This is a genomic window from Aureispira anguillae, assembly GCF_026000115.1.
GTDB lineage: Bacteria > Bacteroidota > Bacteroidia > Chitinophagales > Saprospiraceae > Aureispira > Aureispira anguillae.
This window is the reverse complement of the sequence record NZ_AP026867.1, coordinates 5,418,722-5,440,494: the sequence shown is the minus strand read 5'-3', so window position 1 is coordinate 5,440,494 and position 21,773 is coordinate 5,418,722. Positions and strand designations below refer to the sequence as shown.

19 protein-coding genes and 1 other RNA gene are annotated in these 21,773 nt (G+C 36.1%); 15 read left to right on the top strand and 5 right to left on the bottom strand.

Annotated elements, in window-relative coordinates; genetic code table 11:
- Window positions 1-33: 33 nt before the first annotated feature.
- The 10 genes from mtaB to AsAng_RS21320 all read left to right on the top strand — a co-directional run bounded on the left by mtaB (window position 34) and on the right by AsAng_RS21320 (window position 7,791).
- Window positions 34-1,377 carry a tRNA (N(6)-L-threonylcarbamoyladenosine(37)-C(2))-methylthiotransferase MtaB gene (gene mtaB, locus AsAng_RS21365; protein ID WP_264789130.1) on the top strand — a complete coding sequence of 448 codons (1,344 nt, stop codon included), beginning with the start codon at window positions 34-36 and terminating at the stop codon, window positions 1,375-1,377.
- A gap of 290 nt (window positions 1,378-1,667) precedes the next feature.
- Window positions 1,668-2,330 (top strand): nitroreductase family protein, encoded by a 663-nt coding sequence (locus tag AsAng_RS21360; RefSeq protein WP_264789129.1) that lies wholly within the window; start codon window positions 1,668-1,670, stop codon window positions 2,328-2,330.
- Between the two features lie 11 nt (window positions 2,331-2,341).
- Window positions 2,342-3,400: a hypothetical protein gene (locus AsAng_RS21355; RefSeq protein ID WP_264789128.1), complete on the top strand. Its 1,059-nt coding sequence runs from the start codon at window positions 2,342-2,344 to the stop codon at window positions 3,398-3,400.
- A 30-nt stretch (window positions 3,401-3,430) separates the two neighbouring features.
- Window positions 3,431-4,336, top strand: a complete 906-nt coding sequence (hemC, locus tag AsAng_RS21350) for a hydroxymethylbilane synthase (protein ID WP_264789127.1) — start codon at window positions 3,431-3,433, stop codon at window positions 4,334-4,336.
- A gap of 2 nt (window positions 4,337-4,338) precedes the next feature.
- Window positions 4,339-5,019, top strand: a complete 681-nt coding sequence (locus AsAng_RS21345) for a uroporphyrinogen-III synthase (RefSeq protein WP_264789126.1) — start codon at window positions 4,339-4,341, stop codon at window positions 5,017-5,019.
- Between the two features lie 3 nt (window positions 5,020-5,022).
- Window positions 5,023-5,268 carry a 4a-hydroxytetrahydrobiopterin dehydratase gene (locus AsAng_RS21340; RefSeq protein ID WP_264789125.1) on the top strand — a complete coding sequence of 82 codons (246 nt, stop codon included), beginning with the start codon at window positions 5,023-5,025 and terminating at the stop codon, window positions 5,266-5,268.
- Between the two features lie 2 nt (window positions 5,269-5,270).
- Window positions 5,271-5,900: a 16S rRNA (guanine(527)-N(7))-methyltransferase RsmG gene (gene rsmG / locus AsAng_RS21335; protein WP_264789124.1), complete on the top strand. Its 630-nt coding sequence runs from the start codon at window positions 5,271-5,273 to the stop codon at window positions 5,898-5,900.
- 107 nt (window positions 5,901-6,007) lie between these two features.
- Entirely contained in the window at window positions 6,008-6,604 is a 597-nt protein-coding gene (locus AsAng_RS21330) for a Crp/Fnr family transcriptional regulator (protein ID WP_264789123.1), read from the top strand.
- Window positions 6,605-6,695: 91 nt separating this feature from the next.
- Window positions 6,696-7,367: a hypothetical protein gene (locus tag AsAng_RS21325; protein WP_264789122.1), complete on the top strand. Its 672-nt coding sequence runs from the start codon at window positions 6,696-6,698 to the stop codon at window positions 7,365-7,367.
- Window positions 7,368-7,404: 37 nt separating this feature from the next.
- Entirely contained in the window at window positions 7,405-7,791 is a 387-nt protein-coding gene (locus AsAng_RS21320) for an endonuclease domain-containing protein (protein ID WP_264789121.1), read from the top strand.
- Window positions 7,792-8,833: 1,042 nt separating this feature from the next.
- Here the strand turns inward: AsAng_RS21320 and AsAng_RS21315 are convergent.
- The 3 genes from AsAng_RS21315 to AsAng_RS21305 all read right to left on the bottom strand — a co-directional run bounded on the left by AsAng_RS21315 (window position 8,834) and on the right by AsAng_RS21305 (window position 12,465).
- Window positions 8,834-9,613: a succinate dehydrogenase/fumarate reductase iron-sulfur subunit gene (locus tag AsAng_RS21315; protein WP_264789120.1), complete on the bottom strand. Its 780-nt coding sequence runs from the start codon at window positions 9,611-9,613 to the stop codon at window positions 8,834-8,836.
- A 68-nt stretch (window positions 9,614-9,681) separates the two neighbouring features.
- Window positions 9,682-11,700, bottom strand: coding sequence for a fumarate reductase/succinate dehydrogenase flavoprotein subunit (locus AsAng_RS21310; RefSeq protein WP_264789119.1), 2,019 nt, complete (start codon window positions 11,698-11,700; stop codon window positions 9,682-9,684).
- A 45-nt stretch (window positions 11,701-11,745) separates the two neighbouring features.
- Window positions 11,746-12,465: a succinate dehydrogenase cytochrome b subunit gene (locus tag AsAng_RS21305; protein WP_264789118.1), complete on the bottom strand. Its 720-nt coding sequence runs from the start codon at window positions 12,463-12,465 to the stop codon at window positions 11,746-11,748.
- Window positions 12,466-12,909: 444 nt separating this feature from the next.
- On the opposite strand from AsAng_RS21305, the gene rnpB reads away from it, so the two are divergent.
- Window positions 12,910-13,297: RNase P RNA component class A (gene rnpB, locus AsAng_RS21300), an RNA gene on the top strand.
- Between the two features lie 210 nt (window positions 13,298-13,507).
- On the top strand, window positions 13,508-14,167 hold the full coding sequence (locus AsAng_RS21295) for a DUF6796 family protein (protein ID WP_264789117.1): 660 nt from the start codon (window positions 13,508-13,510) through the stop codon (window positions 14,165-14,167).
- Window positions 14,168-14,250: 83 nt separating this feature from the next.
- On the opposite strand, the gene AsAng_RS21290 is transcribed toward AsAng_RS21295, so the two are convergent.
- Both AsAng_RS21290 and AsAng_RS21285 read right to left on the bottom strand, forming a co-directional pair.
- The gene (locus AsAng_RS21290; protein WP_264789116.1) at window positions 14,251-14,634 is read right to left on the bottom strand and encodes a LysM peptidoglycan-binding domain-containing protein; all 384 of its coding nucleotides are present in this window, start codon (window positions 14,632-14,634) and stop codon (window positions 14,251-14,253) included.
- Window positions 14,635-14,842: 208 nt separating this feature from the next.
- Window positions 14,843-17,551, bottom strand: a complete 2,709-nt coding sequence (locus AsAng_RS21285; RefSeq protein WP_264789115.1) for a T9SS type A sorting domain-containing protein — start codon at window positions 17,549-17,551, stop codon at window positions 14,843-14,845.
- 137 nt (window positions 17,552-17,688) lie between these two features.
- Here AsAng_RS21285 and AsAng_RS21280 point away from each other — a divergent pair, with 137 nt between their 5' ends.
- The 3 genes from AsAng_RS21280 to AsAng_RS21270 all read left to right on the top strand — a co-directional run bounded on the left by AsAng_RS21280 (window position 17,689) and on the right by AsAng_RS21270 (window position 21,764).
- On the top strand, window positions 17,689-19,098 hold the full coding sequence (locus AsAng_RS21280; protein WP_264789114.1) for a hypothetical protein: 1,410 nt from the start codon (window positions 17,689-17,691) through the stop codon (window positions 19,096-19,098).
- 134 nt (window positions 19,099-19,232) lie between these two features.
- Window positions 19,233-20,699 (top strand): phytoene desaturase family protein, encoded by a 1,467-nt coding sequence (locus tag AsAng_RS21275; protein WP_264789113.1) that lies wholly within the window; start codon window positions 19,233-19,235, stop codon window positions 20,697-20,699.
- A gap of 225 nt (window positions 20,700-20,924) precedes the next feature.
- Entirely contained in the window at window positions 20,925-21,764 is an 840-nt protein-coding gene (locus AsAng_RS21270; protein ID WP_264789112.1) for a phytoene/squalene synthase family protein, read from the top strand.
- The last annotated feature ends 9 nt before the right edge of the window (window positions 21,765-21,773 follow it).

Genomic DNA, 21,773 nt, shown 5'->3' with positions numbered 1-21,773 from the left:
CCATTTGTTCAATCCAATTCTAAATAAAATATAGTGGCAACACCAAAAACAGTCGCATTCCATACCCTAGGTTGTAAACTCAATTACTCTGAAACTTCTAGTATTGGGCGTTTATTTGAAGATGCTGGTTACAATGAAGTAGCTTTTAAAGAAGCGGCAGATATTTATGTTATTAATACCTGCTCCGTTACTGATTTTGCAGATCGAAAGTGCCGCAAAACGGTTCGGAAAGCGTTGCGCAATTCGCCCAATGCTTTTGTGGTCGTGGTCGGTTGTTATGCTCAACTCAAACCCGATGAAATTGCTGAAATTCCAGGGGTAGATTTGGTCTTGGGAGCGGCTCAGAAATTTAGAATATTAGATTACGTAGACGATCTAAGTAAGGCGCCATCTAAGGGAATGGTACAAGCAGGTAATGTAAAAGAAGCCAATGAATTTGTAAATGCTTTTTCATTTGGCGATCGTACCCGTTCTTTTCTAAAAGTTCAGGATGGTTGCAATTACAAATGTTCTTTTTGTACCATTCCTCAAGCAAGAGGAGCAAGCCGAAGCAATACCATTGAGAGTATTGTTAAGAATGCAGAAGAAATTGCAGCAATGGGCATTAAAGAAATTGTGCTGACTGGGGTTAATATTGGTGACTTTGGAAATGGAACAGAGGTTATAGAAGGATTAAAACCTAAAAAAGAAGCACTGTTTATTGATTTAATTCGAGCCTTAGATTTAGTGAAAGGGATTGATCGTTTTCGTATTTCTTCTATTGAACCCAATTTGCTAACAACAGAAATTATAGAGTTTGTAGCCAATTCCAATCGTTTTGTACCACATTTTCACATTCCTTTACAGTCTGGAAATAACAAACAATTGAGGGAAATGCGTCGCCGTTATAAACGAGAGTTGTATGCAGACAGAGTAGCTACGATTCGTCAACACATTCCTCATTGTTGTATTGGAGTAGATGTTATTGTTGGTTTTCCTGGAGAAACAGACGAGGATTTTAAAGAGACCTATCGATTTATCCAAGAATTGGATATTTCTTACTTGCATGTCTTTACGTATTCAGAGCGAGCTAATACTCCAGCAGCAGAAATGGAAAATGTTGTTCCTGTACACGTTCGCCGAGAACGCAATGAAATGCTTCGTATTTTATCGGAGAAAAAACGACGCCATTTTTATACCCAATATTTAGGCAGTCAACAGGTCGCTCTTTTAGAGGGAAAAAACATTGACGGTAAAATGACTGGTTTTACTGAAAATTATATAAAAGTTGCTGTAGATTACGATGAGCAACTAATTAATCAATTGATACCTGTTGAACTATTGGATTTTGCACCAAATGAAGAAGAGTTAATGGTGGAGGCTAAAATTATAAGCTAAGTAATGGTACTTAGCTTTTGATATTGTAGAGACATTGCTATTTCTGCTTATTTGTTGTTTAGTTCGGCTTAGCCATAAGGTGCTATTTTTATAGCCAATTATCATTTTATATTACTCTGTTTAAAACCCAAACAGAGCTTGCGACCTCACGAATCCAGCCTGCTGACCCATGAGTGATAATGAGCTAGCCAAGCAACGTGGTTACCACGTAGTAGCAGCGAAGCTACCTCGAATAAGCAATGCAGTTAACTCAACGGAGCATTAATTTTAAATAACCTTAATATACGATTATGACTGTCTATCCATTTATTCCTCATTCTCGCCCCATCCTTTCTGATGAACAACTAATTAAAAACGCTGAGCAATTCTATCAAGCAATGGATACTCGTCGTACCATTCGTCATTTTTCCGATCGTCCTGTTCCCAAAAAAGTCATTGAAGATATTATCAAAACGGCTTCTACAGCCCCTTCTGGAGCACATAAGCAACCTTGGACGTTTGCGGTTATTAGCTCTCCTGAAATGAAAAAAAAGATTCGAATTGCAGCCGAAAAAGAAGAGCAAGAAAATTATCACGGTCGAATGTCCGAAGAATGGCTAAGAGATTTGGCTCCTTTGGGAACGGATGAACACAAACCTTTTTTGGAGGAAGCTCCTTATTTGATTGTGGTGTTCAAAAAAGCGTATGAAATACATCCAGAAGGGAAGCGCAAAAATTACTATGTCAATGAATCCATTGGATTGGCGGCTGGTTTTTTGATTGCGGCTATTCATCAGGCTGGTTTGTGCTCTTTGACGCATACGCCTAGCCCTATGAACTTTTTAGAACAAATTTTGGAGCGTCCTAAAAATGAGCGAGCGGTTCTACTCTTGCCAGTAGGTTATCCTGCCAAAGATGCAATGGTTCCAGATATTCATCGTAAGAGTTTGGAGGAAGTTTCAGTTTGGTATTAAAGGTAAAAAATATGCTGTTGTCTCCTTTTCGATGGGTAGTTATTGTATTTGGGTTTTCTGTTCTAACCATTAGTTGTGAGCAAAACAACTTTGCAGATAACGCTATTGCTGAGTTTTTTGGATTGGATGAGCGCTTAAAGCAAAGTAATCGCTTGATTACCTATTCGACAGATAACACGATTTATCATATGCGAGAAATGAGCTATGAACATCCTAAGTATCAATTTTTAGTTGATCAAACAATAGTATTAAGGGCATTAACCGATACTTTTTGCCGCCAAATTGATGAACTTAGGGAATTTATGGTGATGGAGTCAGGTGGTTTTTATACTCCTAAAGAAGCAAGCGCCTTAGGAATACCGACTTTAGAAGGTAAACCCAAAGGAGTAAATAATAAAAAAATTATAAATGCTATCTTTTTGACGGGGTATAAAGGAAAAGCGCCTCAAGGAGAAATTCTAAGATCTAGAATTGAAAAACTAAAAGATGCATATCTTTTATTGGTGGAGCAATTTTGGAAGGATGGCGGAATAAAAGGGACTGTATTTGCTGTTTCTGATCGCAAAAAGGTTTTATTAGAAGCACTTGAAATGGAGCTTGCTCTATCCACAAAGAATGCTTATCCTTTGACTTCTAAAGTACAAGATTGGGCAAATTTTACGTTCCAACAACAATCTATTGCATCTGTTTATCCTTTACTTCGTGCTATTCAGAATCAAGCAAAGTTATCAGAAGCTGCTGTTGTTAATTTTATGGCTAGCAAAATGACTGTTGGATGTACTTATGATGCTTATGAATTGTTTGAGCAACCAATGAAGCGTACTATTGTCTTAGGGGAAAGCTATGAAACTGAATTTTTTTTAGGGCAGTATGCTTCACAAGCGAATTTTACGGTTTCAATCCAAGGACAAACGATAAAGAGTAAAAACGGAAAGGCAATCTATAAAACAATACCCAAAAAGGTAGGAGAACAAAACTATACCGCTAGGGTTGCGGTTACCAATTCATTAACAGGGGAAACAGAAAGCTTTATAAAAGAATTTACCTATGAGGTAATTCAACCACATTAAATAAAATAGAACAATCAATATACAATACAAATGAACAAACTAATCATAGGAACAAGAGGGAGCAAATTAGCCCTTTGGCAAGCTTATTATACACAAGATCGACTAAAAGAAATCGGTATTGAATCTGAGCTAAAAATTATAAAAACAAAAGGCGACAAAATCCAGCATTTGAGCTTTGACAAGATTGAAGGCAAGGGGTTTTTTACCAAAGAAATAGAAGACGAATTATTGGCGGGTTCTATTGACTTGGCGGTACACTCTATGAAGGATATGCCAACTACCCAACCCGAAGGGCTTTCTTTGGCGGCGATTTCTTACCGAGAAGATCCTGCGGATTGTTTGGTTATTCGAAAGGATGCAGTAGTTGATGGCAAGCTGCTAAAGTTGCCAGAGAACCCAATTGTAGGAACTTCGTCAGCTAGGCGCAAAGCATTAATCAAGTCAGTTCGCCCAGATGTGGTGCTAAAAGATATTCGAGGAAATGTTCCTACTCGTCTGAAAAAATTAGAAGAGGGACAGTTTGACGCTATTTTATTAGCAATGGCAGGAATCAAGCGTTTAGGCTTGGACATGAGTAATTTTGAAACCATTCGCCTAAACCCTAAGGAATTTGTACCTGCACCAGCACAAGGTGTTTTAACTTGGCAGACGAGAACAGAAGATAAGGACGTTCGTAGAATCTTACAAAAAATTCACCGTTCAGACGTACTTAAATGCACCAATGTAGAGCGCAAGGTACTCAAATTATTGGATGGAGGCTGTCACTTACCCTTAGGCGTTTATTGTGAGGCCGATGACATGGGATACTACCATGTTTGTGCAATTCTATCAGGAGGTTTGGATAAGGATTTGAATGTAGTGAATCTTTCTTCTAGTACCACTAACAAATTAGCAGAAACAGTTTTTGAACAATTGACTCAAGGAGTTGACTTATAAGAATGGCGGCAAAAAAAAATCCTACTGTATTTATCTCTAGAGCATTGAATCCAGCAGGGGCATTCCATCAATTGTTACACTCAAAAACAAATCTAATAGGGCTCTCTTTGATTGAGTTTGAGCCCTTAGTTTTTGGTCCTTTACCAAGTGCAGATTGGCTATTTTTTTATAGCAAAAAAGGAATTCAGTATTGTTTGTCTCAATTGGATGATTTAGATACACTGCCTCCTATTGGCGTGATGGGGCAAGCTTCTGCTGATTTTTTGAGTTTAAACTACAAAATCCAAGCTCAATTTATTGGGACAGGAGACCCTATTGAGACCGCTCAGAAATTTTCAAGGCAAGCAAAAGGCAAAAAAGTGATCTTTGCCCAAGCTCAGTATTCTAAACAGTCTGTGCAGCAATTATTGGGGGAAAGTATCCAAAGCTATAATTTATTGACGTATACCAATTGTGTGAAAACGGATTTTGAACTACCTTGGATTGATATTTTAGTGTTTACAAGTCCGTTAAATGTAGCGGCTTATTTTGCGCAGTACCCTTATTGCCAAGGACAGCAAATCGTTAGTATTGGCAATGTGACCGCAAAAGCACTGTTGGAGCATCATATAGATCATTTTATCATTGCAGAATCACCACATGAACAGAGTTTGGCAAAAGCCTGTTTAGGTTTAATTTCTTAAAGTATGTTTATAGAAGAGAACAATCGATTAAAGGCAAGTTTTGAATTTGATGATTTTGTTACCGCTTTTTCCTTTATGACAGCGGTTGCTTTTTGGGCTGAGAAGCAAAATCATCATCCCAATTGGAGCAATGTATACAATAAAGTCCAGATTGAATTGACGACGCATGATGCGGGAAATACGATAACAGAAAAAGATCATTTATTAGCTCAGAAAATAATGTATCTTTACGAAAAATACCAAAAATAACTATGAATACCATTCTCAAATATTTTCCTGATTTAAATCCCACTCAAATTGATCAACTTAGCCAGTTGGGGGCATTATATGCTGACTGGAATAGCAAAATTAATGTGATTTCTCGCAAAGATATTGACAATATTTATGTGCGTCACGTTTTGCATTCTATGAGTTTAGCCAAAATCTTTCAGTTCAAGGACGGGAGCAAAGTTATGGATTTGGGAACAGGGGGAGGTTTCCCTGGGATTCCTCTAGCTATTTTATTTCCAAATGTAGATTTTTTATTGGTAGATTCTATTGGTAAAAAAGTACGTGTGACAGAAGAAGTTGCACGGGCTGTTGGATTAAAAAATGTTAGAACTCAACAAATAAGAGCGGAAGAACTTAAAGAAAAATTTGATTTTGTAGTTACTCGTGCCGTTGCTGTATTGCCTCAATTGGTGCGTTGGACCCACCGAGTGATTAGTGACAAACACCAGCACGGTACACCAAATGGCATTTGGGCGCTAAAGGGAATTGATCGAGCAAAGGAAGAAGCCAAAGCATTGGGAAATAACGCTTATACCGAGATTTATCCTATGAAGGAGCTGTTTGAAGAGGAGTTTTTTGAAACGAAGTGCATTGTTTATGCTCAGAAGTAGGGCAGGGGTATAAAGAAATCACCTATGTTTTCGTTTTACCAAAAAGAGAAAACATGGCTATCTCAATGAAGGAATTGTAACAAAAATTGAACATTCAACAATTGGATATGAGTGAATTTATACGGCGAACTCTGATTAGAATAAGTAATGATAATGATTTTTCTTTGACAGAAGCAGAACTAACCAACTTAGTTTCCTTTTTTGATCTTAGAACAATACCTAAAGGCAATTTTTGGTTGCGAGAAGGACAATATTGTACACAGATTGCTGTCGTGGAGGAAGGTTTGCTTATGTATTATAAAAATGTAGAGGGAGAAGAAATAGCACTTGATTTTGCAATGGAAGAGAATTGGGTTTCTTATATAAAAAGTATCAATCAAAAAATCCCTTCAGATATTAATATTCGAACTTTGGAAGATTGCAAGGTGCATACCTTGAGTATTGAGTCTATGGAGTTGCTTTTTAGAGAACACCCTAAGTTAATTCAAATAAAGGTTGCTCAAACCGAACAATCCTTTATGGAAATGGCAGAGTACAATTCGAATCTTAATATTTTGACCCCAGAAGAGCATTATCGAAAGTTAACAGAAAAACGAGGAGAATGGCTAAATAGAGTACCTCAATACTATATTGCTTCCTATTTAGGAATTAAACCACAATCACTGAGTCGTATTAGAAGCCGAATAAGTAGAGAAAAAAAATAAGTAGGTTGCTGTTTTGTTAACTTGGGTGCATTAAGTTATGAACAGAAGATCAGAGATTTGTACTATTGAATTAACTAAAAATAGTACAATAATGAAGACGTATAAAAATACCGTTAAATTGCTTTTTTTTTCTTTTTTATTCCTGAGCTTTCATCAATGGGGGCTAGCCCAAAAATTGAAAGAAGGGACGTTAGAAAATCATGTTCACTTGCTTTTTGGCTTAACACAACCTATCCTTGTTGAGGGATTTAATATTGAGGGCAATCTGTTTTGGAAACGGTTAGCGGTTGATTATTCGCATGGGATTTCTTTAGATTTAAAAGGCGATGTTGTTTCTAATGCGATGAAAGAACAACATTTAGCTGCTCATATTCCTTTTTCAACGGGGTTTGGTGTTGGTTATCGTTTTAATGATTGGTTAAACCTAAGGCTAGAGCCCAAATGGCATCGTTTCCAGATTTATTATAATGGCACAGATTGGGAAAATGGAAATTTAGTGACGGATTACACCACCTTTTCTTTGGGCTTGGGAATGTATATTAATTGGAGACCTTTTCGTAAAATGAATAATTTTTTAAAAGGAATTATGCTTGCGCCAAGCATACGGTTTTGGCCCACGATAGCTTCTAGTTTACCTTCTAATCAAGTAGAATATTTTAATCGAGTGACCAATCAAGTAGAGACCCATCATCGCCAAGAAATAGGTATTGCCAATACGCCTTTGATTGTTAATATAAGTATTGGTTATTCTCTTTCTTTCTGAAAAAGGATTGGTTACTTACATCGTATAATATATCGTTATGGATAGATTCAAACAGCTTAAAGACAATAATTATTATTACAATCCTAAGCTAAAACATCGAGGGGCTAAATTACGACAGCGATTTACAGCAGCAGAAACGTATCTTTGGAAAGAAGTATTAATGGCTCGCCAACTCCAAGGATTTAGGTTTTTGCGTCAAGTACCTACCTTATATTATGTGCCTGATTTTATGTGTAAGGAGTTAGCGTTGATTATAGAAGTAGATGGCAAAATTCATAAATATCAAAAAGAGCAGGATGCAAAACGTCAACAGCGTTTGGAAAGTTGTGGTTTTAGAGTTTTGCGTTTTCGCAATGAAGAAGTCTTAAATGGGATAGAGGAAGTACGAAAAACCTTAGAAGGTTGGATTGAAAAAAATACTTGAGGAAAGGAATAGCAATTCTTTTGTTAAGAAAATGCAAAAAACGAATTTTATTAAGTGATGATAATACCATTAAGATCGAGTAAGCGTTAATTAAATATGTAATGGGTTGAAAAAAAAATAAATCTCATGCAACCATTTTGTTTTGAGATTTGTCGTCTAGTAGTAAGAGGGATTATCCACCCTATATAATAAAATAATACTATATGTATATTCAATCTAATATTAAATAGATACCGCTATTAATTTCGATTGAAATTCTTCGAAATTAACGAAGAAACTTAAGGGAAGATTAGGAGGAATCTTCCCTTTTTGTTTGCCCATAACTCACCTATCTGCCTGCTCAATCCCTTTGTTTATCGTTGTTTAGCTCAAAAATAAGTTACGAAGTAACTATTAGATGCTCTTAAATGTATAAGGATTTGGATCTTGCATTCTAATTCTAATTTTAGAATTAAAAAATATTCCTAAAAAGCACTTCTTTTATTGCATAGCGGGGAGAATTGTCTAAGCCCAAAAAAGGAATACAAAAAGATGGCAATCTATAAAATGGAGCTTCTAATTGGCAGGTTGCAAAAAAAAAATAAAAAAAATAAAAAAAATTCCAACCTTTTATCCAACTTCTTGTCATAGGTGCAGATAGTGATTAATAAGTATCTATTTTAATCATTTTTAAGGTTTTTTCTTGACAACACCGTTTTTTTGATAATCCTCTATCCTCCAATGAATATAGTGATTATAAAACGAACATCCTCAAGTTGTTAAGAGCTGCCCTAAATGAACTATACAAGTTTTAATATCCTCCTATTCGTTGCCTTCCAAAGGGTAATGAAAACGGAAAAAACAATCAATCATAAGAAATTAATAGAGATACGGCTAAATTAATTTTGATTGAAAACTCTTTTGGCGAGAAGAGAACTTAAAAGAGAGCTATCCCCAGCTCTCTTTTTTTATGCCTATAGGTGAGCAAAAAAAAACAGTTAAGAACAAAAAGCCCTTAACTGTTTACTATTTTAAAACTCTAAATTAAAAGAGTCTGTTATTGTTAATCTGTAGTCGTAAATGTAGAAGCAATATATTCTCTATTCATACGAGCAATGTAATCCAACGAAATTTCTTTAGGACATTCCGCTTCACAAGCACCGATATTAGAACACATTCCAAAACCTTCTTTATCCATTTGGAATACCATTCTTTTTACCCGCTTAGCAGCTTCAGCTTTACCTTGTGGTAAAACAGCTAAATGCGATACTTTTGCAGAAGTAAAGAGCATTGCAGCAGCATTTGGACAAGCAGCAACACAAGCACCACAACCAATACAAGCCGCAGCATCAAAGGCATCAGCAGAAATATCTTGAGCGACAGGAATGGCATTTCCGTCAGGAGCACCCCCTGTGTTAACAGAAACATAACCACCAGCCTGAATGATTTTATCAAAAGAACTTCTGTCTACTACCAAGTCCTTTATAACAGGAAAAGCTTGCGCTTTAAAAGGTTCTATATATATATTGTCTCCTTCGTTGAAGTGACGCATGTGCAATTGGCAGGTTGTTGTTCCTTTCATTGGTCCATGTGGGCGACCATTGATGACTAAACTACAAGCACCACAAATTCCTTCTCGGCAATCATGCTCAAATGCAACAGGTCCTTCAGGATATTGGTCTTTATTTTCAATAATGTGAGCATTTAAAACATCCAACATCTCTAAAAAAGACATGTGTGTATTGATCTTAAGGTTTGGATATGATTTAATGCCAGGATTTTTATCGTTAACCCCTGTTTGTCTCCAAACAAAAAGGTTTACTGTTATATCACCGTGAGCCATAAGTCTCTATTTTTTATTATTACGAATAATCGCTAATTGGAGGAAATGAATCCTTCGACAATTAGATGTTATTTATAAGAACGAGTTTTTAATTCAATGTCATGGAATTCCAATTCTTCTTTGTGTAGAACAGGATCATCATTCAACCCATTGTATTCCCATGCAGACACATAGGCATAATCGGTATCATTACGTTGAGCTTCTCCTTCTGCTGTTGCATATTCTTTGCGGAAGTGCCCACCACAAGATTCGTTTCTATTCAAAGCATCTACCATCATCAACTCTGCCAATTCAAAGAAATCAGCAACACGCAATGCTTTTTCTAGTTCAGGATTAAATTCGTGTCCATCTTTGTCTGTGTGAGGGATATAAACCTCTTTCCAGAAACGATCACGCAATTCACGTACTTTTTGACGACCTAATTTTAATCCCTCAGCTTCACGAGCCATGCCGCAATATTCCCACATGATATCAACCCCCAATTCTCTATGGAAAGACTCAACAGAACGAGTTCCATTGATGCTCAATAATTTTTGAATTTTAGACTTCACCTCATTCTCTGCTGCTTCAAACTCAGGAGCATTGGTATCGGTCATAGGCGTACGAATTTCTTTGCTCAAGAAAACGCCAATGGTATAAGGCAATACAAAATAACCATCTGCCAAACCTTGCATTAAAGCAGAAGCTCCTAAACGGTTAGCACCATGATCAGAGAAATTACATTCACCTGTAGCAAACAAACCAGGAACCGTTGTTTCTAGATTGTAATCTACCCAGATACCACCCATTGTATAGTGAATAGCAGGATAAATACGCATTGGTGTATAATAAGGATCTTCTCCAGTGATTTTTTCATACATTTCAAACAAGTTGCCGTATTTCTTTTCAACAACTTCACGTCCTAATCGTTTGATTTCCTCGTCACTTGGGCTAGCAATACCTCTTGAAATTACTTCAGATTTACCATATCGAATAACGGCAGAAGCAAAATCAAGGTAAACCGCCAAACCAGTAGAACCAACTCCATGCCCATCATCGCAACGATACTTAGCTGCACGAGAAGCAACATCACGAGGCACTAAGTTTCCAAAAGCAGGATAAATACGTTCTAGGTAATAATCTCTATCTTCTTCTGCTAGATCAGTTGGTTTCATTTGTCCTGTTCTAAGCGCATCTACATCTTTTTTGTGTTTAGGAACCCAAACACGACCATCATTACGCAAAGACTCTGACATCAAGGTCAACTTAGACTGATAATCGCCAGATACAGGAATACAAGTTGGGTGAATTTGGCAGAAACAAGGGTTTGCAAAGTAAGCTCCACGTTTGTGCGCTACCCAAGAAGCAGTAACGTTAGATCCCATGGCATTGGTAGAAAGATAGAACACATTACCGTATCCTCCTGTTCCTAAAACAACCGCATGAGCCCCAAAACGCTCCAATTTACCCGTTAATAAATTACGAGAAATAATACCACGAGCTTTTCCATCGATAACCACTAAGTCTAGCATTTCATGACGGTTGTACATGGTAACTGTTCCAAGTGATATTTGTCTAGACAAAGCACTATAAGCACCAATCAATAATTGCTGACCAGTTTGCCCACGAGCATAAAACGTACGAGATACCTGAACCCCACCAAAAGAACGGTTGGCCAAGCTACCTCCATATTCTCTCGCAAAAGGAACCCCTTGTGCTACACATTGGTCAATAATATTTCTTGAAACTTCTGCTAAACGATGAACATTCGCCTCACGAGAGCGATAATCGCCACCTTTTACGGTATCATAAAACAAACGGTAAACAGAGTCACCATCATTTTGATAATTCTTTGCAGCATTGATTCCCCCTTGGGCAGCAATACTATGTGCACGACGTGGGCTATCATGAAAACAAAATGCTTTAACACGGTATCCTAGTTCTCCAAGCGTTGCAGCAGCAGAAGCACCCGCCAAACCCGTTCCAACTACGATAATTTCTATGTTACGTTTATTATTAGGAGCAACCAAAGGCATGGTAGAACGATATTCTGTCCATTTTTCTGCCAGCGTATTGCTTTGAGGTATATTTGACTGAAAATTTTTCATATGATTAACATGAATTTATTCGACAATGATTATTTAGATAATAACTTAGTTGGCTGACATGCTCATAATAAAGAACACGATAGGCATGGTAGCAAATCCCAATGGAATAAGAATAGCATAAGCCATTGCTACAGTTCTAATAATAGGAGAGTACTTTTTGTTGTTGAGTCCCATTGATTGGAAAGCCGACCAGAAACCATGCAACAAGTGCATTGCTAACCCTACCAAAGCAACTAGATAGAAAAGTACATTAAGAGGATTAGAGAATGCTTCTCCTACGATTTTGTACAAATCTTTTACCTCTTCGCCTCCTTCTGTAACACCTGCCATTACAGGCATGTCAAAAAAGTGCATTTGTGCCCAAAATTGCCACATGTGCAAACCAATAAACACAAAAATTAAAAGCCCTAAGTTTCTCATATTTCTAGAAGCGAGTTTTGCTTCTGTATCCGAAACCTCTTTCCCTTCATAAGAACCACCCTTTGCTTTGCGATTATACATCGTAATCAAAATACCTTGTACGGCATGCAATAAAATAAAAAAGTAGTTGCCATAAGAAATGACTTTGATTAAAGGGTTGTGTGTCATGTGGTAAGCATACATGTTAAATACATAACCTTCTGGCATTCCATCTGGTGAAGGAAAAAACAATTGCAAGTTACCCAACATATGCACTACCAAAAACAAGCATAGAAATAAACCTGTCAATGACATAATCAATTTCTTACCAAGAGAGGATAGTAAAAAGTCTATAATCCACTTCATGTTGTAATAATAATTTTAGTTTTAAATATAAGTTCCCAATAAGTAAGCTTAAGCAAATTATAAAATAAACGACCCTAAATTCAAACAAAGTTCTTTTATAAAATTACCTCTAAACAATGCTTAGAATTTATGATTTATTTATTTTAAAATATTACTTGTAATAGGTTGTTTACTAATTGAATATGATTTTTTGTTGCGTTCTAAAATGACAAAGAATCATATTCAGAACACAAAATATCTATTCAAAGGCACTTATGCAACCTATGTTAAAGCTTATTTGCAGACTATTTTTATTTAGAATAGTTCTAGATTTATAACCAATGAAAATTTTGTTTTAGTATTCAGTGCTTTAGCTTATTGAGAACCACAAAAATGAAAAGGAACGAGAATATTTGCTTTATTCGATGGTTGAATGATCAAAATTAAGTTACCTTTGTAGTTGCAACTGCAAGCTGCTCTATCGCGGGGTTGATTGTATCAAACACGAGGAAAGTCCGAACAACGCAGAGCATCACACCATCTAACGGATGGGGTTTCAAATTTATTTGGAATACAGAAAGTGTCGCAGAAAATAACCGCCCTAAATTTATTTGGGGTAAGGGTGAAAACGTGCGGTAAGAGCGCACGGCTATTGATGGCAACATCAATAGGGGATAAACCTTGTGAGTTGAAATGCCATGTATACCAGTACGAATTCTACGGAATTCATAGGGTTGCTCGCTCTAGCTGGAGGGTAGGCAGATAGAACCAACAGGTGACTGTTGGTCTAGATAAATGATAGAGGCTCTACTTCAGTGGAGTACAGGATTCGGCTTATAGGCTTGTAGTTGCTTTTTCCTTTTACAACTTTGGTGGTTTGTGTTTGTTCAGCTATTGCGAATGAATGAAGCTAGTGTTCCTACTTGACAGGTTTAATTTTTTATGGGCTAATAAGGGCTGCTTTATGCTTTTGGAGGTATACTTATTTGTGTTGTTATTTTTATTTTGTCTAAATAAAAATAAAGCCTATCTTTGTTGATCCTCAAAAAAGTAAAAAATCAGCATGAAAAAAGAATTGATAACAACAGGAATAGTTGGAATAATGGCAGGCATTATAATGTTTGTTGGAGATATGTTTTTGTATTTTACAAGTGCCCCCATTCATGATTTTGAAAAGGAGCTTGTTACCATATTGGGAGGAGTAGCACCTACCCGATTAATGATTGGAGGTTTGTTAGGTCCCTTGGCAGCGTTTTTATATATGATAGGATTCTATCAAATTTATTTAGTTACTAAAGCACCTTATAAAAAAATAGCTAAAATAATTGTTCTGCTTTTAAGTTTTGGAATTGTTTATGGAGGAGCCTTTCACGCTCATTTTGCTCATTTGGGCTTTGTTGCTTCCCAAGGAAATGAAACGCTGCTACAGTTAACTCAAGATTATATGGTATATCATTTTTATATCATGTTTTTTCCCTCCCTAATCGCCTATTGCCTTTTAGCTTATCTAATTGTAACCAATAAAACATTTTATCCTAGCTGGTTTGTTTTATGTTCTCCTATTGTATTGTTTTGGTTTTCGGCTGTGGTCAATTTATTGCCTCAGCCATTGTTGATTATTGTTGCGGGAGGTTGGAGCAACATTATTTTTATATGCTTTTTTGGTTTATCAACTGTTTATTTGTCAACGTTTAAGAATAGCCAAGAACTTGGCTCTAAATAAAAAAAGTCGGCAGAAATATTCTTTCTACCGACTTTCATAAAAACAAAGACTTTTATCCGTAAAATCCTTGTATATAATGCGTATTAATCTTCTAAATTAGGTATGAATAACTCTTGCCCAGGGCGAATTTTATTAGGATCTTTTAAGATATGCGTATTGGCCTCAAAAATTTTGGGATATTTCATCGCATTTCGATAGTAATGTTTTGCAATTTTACTTAATGATTCTCCCTTCACAACGGTATGAATATGGTAATTAGAATCATCTGCTACTTCTAGCGTAACCTCTATATCTTCAGGGTAATCTCCTCCAACACGTTTGATTTCATCCCAAATGAGATTTTTTTCGTAAGGCGTTTTAGCAGTCCCTGAAACTTTTAGTTTACCTTCCTCTTCTTTGACATCACCATTTTGAATGTTTAATTCCAGCCCAAGATCTAGGACACTTTTGTATTTTTCTGTAAGCATTGGTTATTCTTTTGGTTGGTTAATAAATTAATTATAAGGTAATTAGTTGTACTAATATAAAAAAACTTAACCAATTTGTATGCCAAAGTAAAACAGAATCTTAAATTATGTAATCGGTCGTAATTGATGGGTATAAATAGATTAACTCCTAAAAAAAGAGGGGGAACAATCAAGCCCCCACCTCTATCGCTATTTTAGTTGGAGAACATTAGTACTTAATCACTTTTTGGATCTTATGTTGTTTAGCTGTTTTAACATGGATATAGTAAATTCCTGAAGAGAATCTTTTTAGGTCAATATAACTTTGTTCAGTAGCTACATTTTTTGTCATTAGAGTTCGCCCTAGATGGTCTATCAAAGAAATACTAATCGGCTCGATGTTGCTTTTTTCTAAATAAACTAAGCCTGTTGTTGGATTTGGATAAATGTGTAATTGTAAATCAGAAGACCAAACTTCTTCCATTTTTAGTATAATAGGAACATAATTTTCACCAATAGTGTGGTAGGTTGTATTGGTCCATATCGGGAAGTTATAATCAAAATAGATAGCCGCTTGATTCAGAATTACGGTTCCATTGGCTAGAGCAGCTAAAGGATGAATTGTATAGCTAAAGAACCCATGGGATAAAGGCTCGTTGGCATTGCTATCAACCAATAAGATTTGATCAAATACAACAGTTAGTACATTTGCTCCGCTCAATGACCAAGTATAATTATGGCTGCTTGCTCCCATTTGTAAACTAGTAGGATCCACAAAAGGAGATAAGGTATCAACAACAACGATTGTGAAAGCCGTGTCATTTCCTGTATTTTGAAACCTTACTCGGTATTCTAAAGGCGTATTATTGGTAATATAATGCTGTATGCCATAGCCTTCGGGTTGTGCCGATTTATCATTAGGGTCGTAGGCTGCAATGCTTTGTTGACAATCTATAGCAATAAAAGGAGAGCTGTTTCCTGTGTAGTATTGGGTCACAAAACCTGTGTTAAAACCGCCATTTTGCAAATTACAAGCTTCTATGGTAGCATGGATCATAGAGGAGCCCATGATTGCTGGAAAACCAGTAACTTGATTGGTCTGTATTCGGTACGTTTTCCCTGGGGCAGCGACTTGAACAACAACAATGGAATCGCCTGCTCCTAGATTAAAGGGAGCCAAATCAATGATTACATCATCTTCGAATATAGAGTAATTGTTGGCAGAAAGCATATTGCTCCCTGTATTTTTTATTTTGAAATAAATAGTATCGTTCAGGCATTGCCCATTGGCATTTAAGATCGGACCATTCCAAGGCGATAAACAGATGCTATCTGGATAAATATGCACTTCGCTACAATGGGTTTGTCCTATAATGGCACTTGTATCAGCAATCACCTGTATGGTAAAACTACCACAACCTCCAATCGGAATGGTATCCAAATCAAAGCGATACCAATGACCAGTTTGACTGACAATAGGGATACTAGTGTTCAGAACATTGAGGAAGGAATCTATGGTTACTTCTACATAGGGACTATTGGCGGCGGCTGTTCCGTTGTTGCAATAATTAATGGTATAAGCACTACCTCCGCCTGTTGCTCGGATAAATGGGGCAGAAATATCTACAATTAGAAGAGGACATTCAACATTAGGAGCAATTGTCCAATCAACAGTATCAATACTATAGGTTGAATCCGTGGTCGTAGATTGTACAAGGGGGCAAGGAGTCCAATAGGGGGCAGGGGGAACGAGTTCTAGGGTATAGGTTCCTGTATCCAACCCTGCGATATAACTCCCATTGTTATTGGTGGTGGCATAACTGATGTTGGTGCCTTGTGTTATTTTGATTACCTGAGAATGCATCAATTGTTCCATTGAATCAGGGCTGCAATTATTATTGCTGTCTAAGCGAACAAGTCCTGCTAGCGTAACTCTACAAATGCTGCTATAAGTGGCTGCTGGGTCTTTTTGCCAATGATTGGGAATCCAGTGGATATTGTCAACACAAATCACCAAATTACTAGGGTTGTTTGTAACATCAAAGACAGAAAGACCAAAATTATTGCCATTTTGTATATTTACATGGGTCAGCTGATTGTTGATTGCAGTAAAACCATTTAGGTTAGGAAAATTGCTTAAATCAAGTTCCGTTAGTTGGTTGTTGCTGCAATGTAATCTTTCTAAAAGAGGACAATTGTCCATTTTGATGCTATCCAATTGGTTGTTTTGGGCTAGTACCTGATAGAGTTGGGGGTGATTGCTAATGTCTAAAAAACTAAGTTGATTGTTTTCACATCTTAACCATTTTAGATCCAAATTATTGCTAATGTCTAGTTGGGTTAGTTGACCGTGGATGCATTCAACTCGTTCTAAGAGAGGATTGTTACTGATGTCTATTTGTTGGAGTGGGTTGATTCCACAGTAAAGCTGTATTAGTCCTGTATTGGTAGAAATGTCTAAGGAGCTTAAATTATTTTGGGAACAACTCAAAAGTTGAAGATTGGAAAGCCCTGACACATTAAGGCTATTCAGTTGATTACTACTACAAATAATTTCTCTTATTCTAGAGTTGCCCATAAGATCAAGTGAGCTAAGTTGGTTGTAGCTACAATGAACCATTTCTAGGTCATTGAGCCCTGAAATTTGCAGGGAACTAATTTGATTCCAACTGCAATCTAGTGCCCATAAATTCGTGAAATCTTCAATACCAGTTAGATCTCTAATGTTTCCAATGTTCGTGCTACTGCCTGCTAAACTCAAAACAGAGACATTGGCAATATCAGAAGTTAGTACTTGACCGTTGATGGTATTGTCAGAGTCAAAGCCTAGGGTTATCAATTTTTGTTCAAAAGCAGTATCTGGAATACTGGTAGTTTGAGCGTCTGTAGTATGGACAGCTAAAAGAAAAAATATGGGGATTAAAAATAATATTTGCATAATTTGTGATGTTTTCAAGACTCTATAATTTATGTTGTATAATAGCTTCTTCGGTCGTCTTGTTACAAATGTAGTAGAAGTTTTGCCCAAAAAGGTGTACATTTTTTCTATATTGTCCGTTATAAAAAGACAAAAATATGCACCAGTCGAAGCTCATCAAGGTTTTTAAAACGTTAAACAAACAAGAAATTAGACAATTTAAGAAGTGGATTTTATCGCCAATTCACAACGAACATAAGGATGTTCAAAAATTGTTTCAATTCCTATTTACACGCTATTCTATTAATGCTAAAACACTAAAAAAAGAGCGAGCTTGGAAGTATATTTATACAACCCAAACGTATAATGATTTGCGGCTACGGCATTTGATGTCTTTTAGTTTGGATGTATTAGAAAAATTTGTCCGTTATAAAATGGCAAAAAAGGATCTTTTTTATCAAGAGAAAATACTAACAAGAGCCTATCTAGATCGAAAATTAGTACGACCTGCTGCGCAAAAAATTAAGAAGGCTACAGAACAGCTAGAAAACAGTTTGCCACAAAATGAATCCTACCATTACCATCAATATGAATTGGAGGTCTTAAAATTTGACCTGAAGGGAACGCAAGATCGAACTAGAGCAACCAATTTGACAGAAATAACAACCCATGCAAGTTTGTTTTTTATGATTACAACCTTGCGGTATGCTTATATTGCATTGAGTCATCAAAATTTAAAAAAAACAGCATACAACTTGCCACTTCTAGATAGTGTTTTGCTGGAAGTAGAACAAAATGATTACAATGATTGTCCTGTTCTAATGATTTACTACCATGGCTATCATACACTAAAGAATCCAATGGATGAAATTCATTTTGAACGACTAAAATATTACCTTAATACACAAGCAGATGTTTTAGGAGAAAAAGAACAAGTGGCTGTTTTGTTAATGGCACTCAATTATGCCATAAAATGCTTGAATACAGGCAATAAGCTTTATATAAAAGAGGCATTTGACCTATATCAAAAAGGGTTGATAGACGATCTTTTAATCGAGAATGGCAGGATGAGTCATTTTGCTTATAAGAATATTGTTTCTTTGGGGATTATCCTCAAAGAGTACGATTGGTTGGATGACTTTATTCCTACTTATGCGCTTAAGCTAGAACCTGCATCGCAAGCCAACTATCAACATTATAGTTTGGCTAGATTGACATTTGCAAGAGGGAATTTTAGCCAAGCGATGGACTTGTTGGTACAGGCAGAATACGACGATATTATGCTCAATATTGGGGCTAAAGTTATGTTGCTCAAATTGTATTATGAACAGGCTTATTGGGATGCTCTTGAGGCTTTATTAGAAAGTTTTCGCATTTTCCTCAATAGAAAAAAAGCTTTAAGTTATCACAAAAAGCATTATACCAACTTGATTGTTCTGGTCAAAAGAATGATTAATGTACCTATTTTTGATGAACAATCCTTGGAAAAACTGAGCGAACAGATTAAAACAACAGACCCTTTGGCAGAACGAGATTGGTTGCTGCAACAAATTAAAAATAGAGGCTAAAAACCTCTTAATATTTGTATTTAAAAACAGTAAAAAAATATTTTTTACTGTTTTTTTATTCCTTTTATTGAACAATAATAAATAAAGGCTGTTTTTTATTATGTTAACATAGTATTTTGACTAAATGATAAAAAATGCATGTAGATATTATTGGTGCTGGTTTTTCAAGTTTAGTGGCCGCCTGTTTCTTAGCAAAAAATGGATACAAAGTTCATGTTCATGAAAAACATGATAAGGTAGGAGGGCGAGCTCGAATTTTTGAAGCAGAAGGTTTTACTTTTGATATGGGACCATCTTGGTATTGGATGCCCGAACTGATTGATCAAGTTTTTGAAGATCTAGGCGAAGATCGAGCCGAATATATGGACTTGGTTCGTTTAGATCCATCTTATAAAGTTTTTTGGAAAGATGAAACTAGTACAGCTATCCCTGCAAGTTTAGAAGATTTATATACTGTTTTTGATCAGTTGGAGAATGAAGGAGGAAAAAAACTAAAACAATTTTTGGAAGCTGCTAAAATAAAATACGAGGTAGGTACTCAGAAATTTTTAGAAAAACCAGGACTCCAATTAAGAGAATTGATAGATGTTGAGGTTTTTAAGAATTTTTTCAAATTGGATCTATTAAAATCGGTAGAAAAAGATGTCTGCAATCGATTTGTATCTGAGAAAGCTCGTTCAATTTTGCGTTTTCCAGTGTTATTTTTAGGAGAAATGCCCCATCGAATACCTTCTTTGTACACCTTAATGAATTATGCTGATTTAAAACTAGGAACTTGGTATCCAAAAGGAGGAATGCATCAATTGGCTTTAAGCCTTAAGGCTATTGCAGAAAAGCATGGAGCAACCTTTCATTTTAATGCAGCCGTTAGTGAATTTGATTGCGCTAATGGAGTAGTCAAACGACTTATTTTTGACAATGGACTTCAACCCAAAGAAGTACAATATGTTATTGCTGGGGCGGATTATAACTTTGTGGAACAGCAATTAATTCCTAAAAAATACAGAAGGTATAGTGCCTCGTATTGGGACAAACGAAAGATGGCTCCCAGCTCTTTGATTTATTATTTGGGAGTGAACAAAAAACTAGACAATTTAGAGCATCATAATTTGTTTTTTGATGAGGATTTGGTAGCACATGGCAAACAAATTTATGAACAACCTAGCTGGCCTGATCATCCCTTGTTTTATGCTTGTTTGAGTTCTAAAACAGACCCAAAGGTAGCACCAGAAGGAAGCGAAAATCTTTTTTTGTTAATGCCACTGGCACCAGATGTAGAAGATCATGAAGCGTTGCGAGAAAAATACCTAAATATTATGCTCGAACGAATAGAAAAACATACTGGACAAAATATTCGACCCCATTTAGTTTTTAAACGCTCGTATTGTGTGAAGGATTTTAAGAACGATTATAATTCTTATAAAGGCAATGCTTATGGCTTGGCGAATACCTTGTTGCAAACAGCGAACCTAAAACCAAAGATAACTTCCAAACTAAAAAATTTAGTGTTTTGTGGACAACTGACAGTTCCTGGTCCTGGTGTTCCTCCTGCACTTATTTCTGGCAAGGTTGCGGCAAAACTACTGATGAAAAATAAATAAAGACGGCTCTATTTTACCTAAAGGTAATTCCGAAGTTGTTTAAAAATGTTGTTGATTTTCGAGATCAAAGCTAGTAGTTATCGAGCAAAGCTCGTTTTTTGTTTCGTAGCTGGAAGCTACGGGACTAAAAATAGCTGCCGATCCGATGGCTGCTATGGTTGGATCGCAGGTGTTAAGATCATTTTTTTACAACTTCTCCATATAAAATGTATAAATCTACTTCTAATGAAATCATTATTTGACCAATTATCAGTTGTAGCATCATTGCATGTTACCAAAATTTATAGTACCTCATTTTACAAAAGTGTTTCTACGTTGGATGAAAAAATTAGAGATGATGTTCATGCTATTTATGCTATGGTTCGATTGGCAGATGAAATTGTAGACTCGTTTCATGGATACAAAAAGGAGCAGTTATTGGCTGATTTTAAGGAGGATACCTATAAAGCTATCGTCCAAGGAATTTCTTTGAATCCAATTCTCAACGCATTTCAAGCTGTTGTTCATAAATACCAAATTGATTTAGCTTTAATTGCTACTTTTTTTAGGAGTATGGAAATGGATTTAAAACCGATGGAATATACTCAAGCATTGTACGAAGCCTATATTTTAGGATCGGCAGAAGTAGTAGGGTTAATGTGCCTAAAAATATTTGTTTATGGAGAAGAGGAGTCTTATTTAAGGCTAAAACCTTATGCTATGAAATTAGGTTCTGCTTTTCAAAAGATTAATTTCTTGCGGGATCTAAAAGATGATTGGAGCAATTTGGGACGCTTATATTTTCCGACACTTGATGATCACGAAGGATTAACCCTAGAAAATAAATTAGCCATAGAGGAAGAGATTGAAGAAGAGTTCTTAGAGGCTTATCAGGGGATTTTAATGTTGCCCAAGACCTCTAGATTTGGGGTGTATATTGCCTACACATACTATTATAACTTACTAAAAAAGATAAAGGCAAAAACAGTTAAAGATCTAATGTCTCAGCGTATCAGAATTCCTAACTATTCAAAGTACTACCTTTATATAAAGTCTTATCTAATTCATTCTTTTAACGCATTATAGAGCATGAAA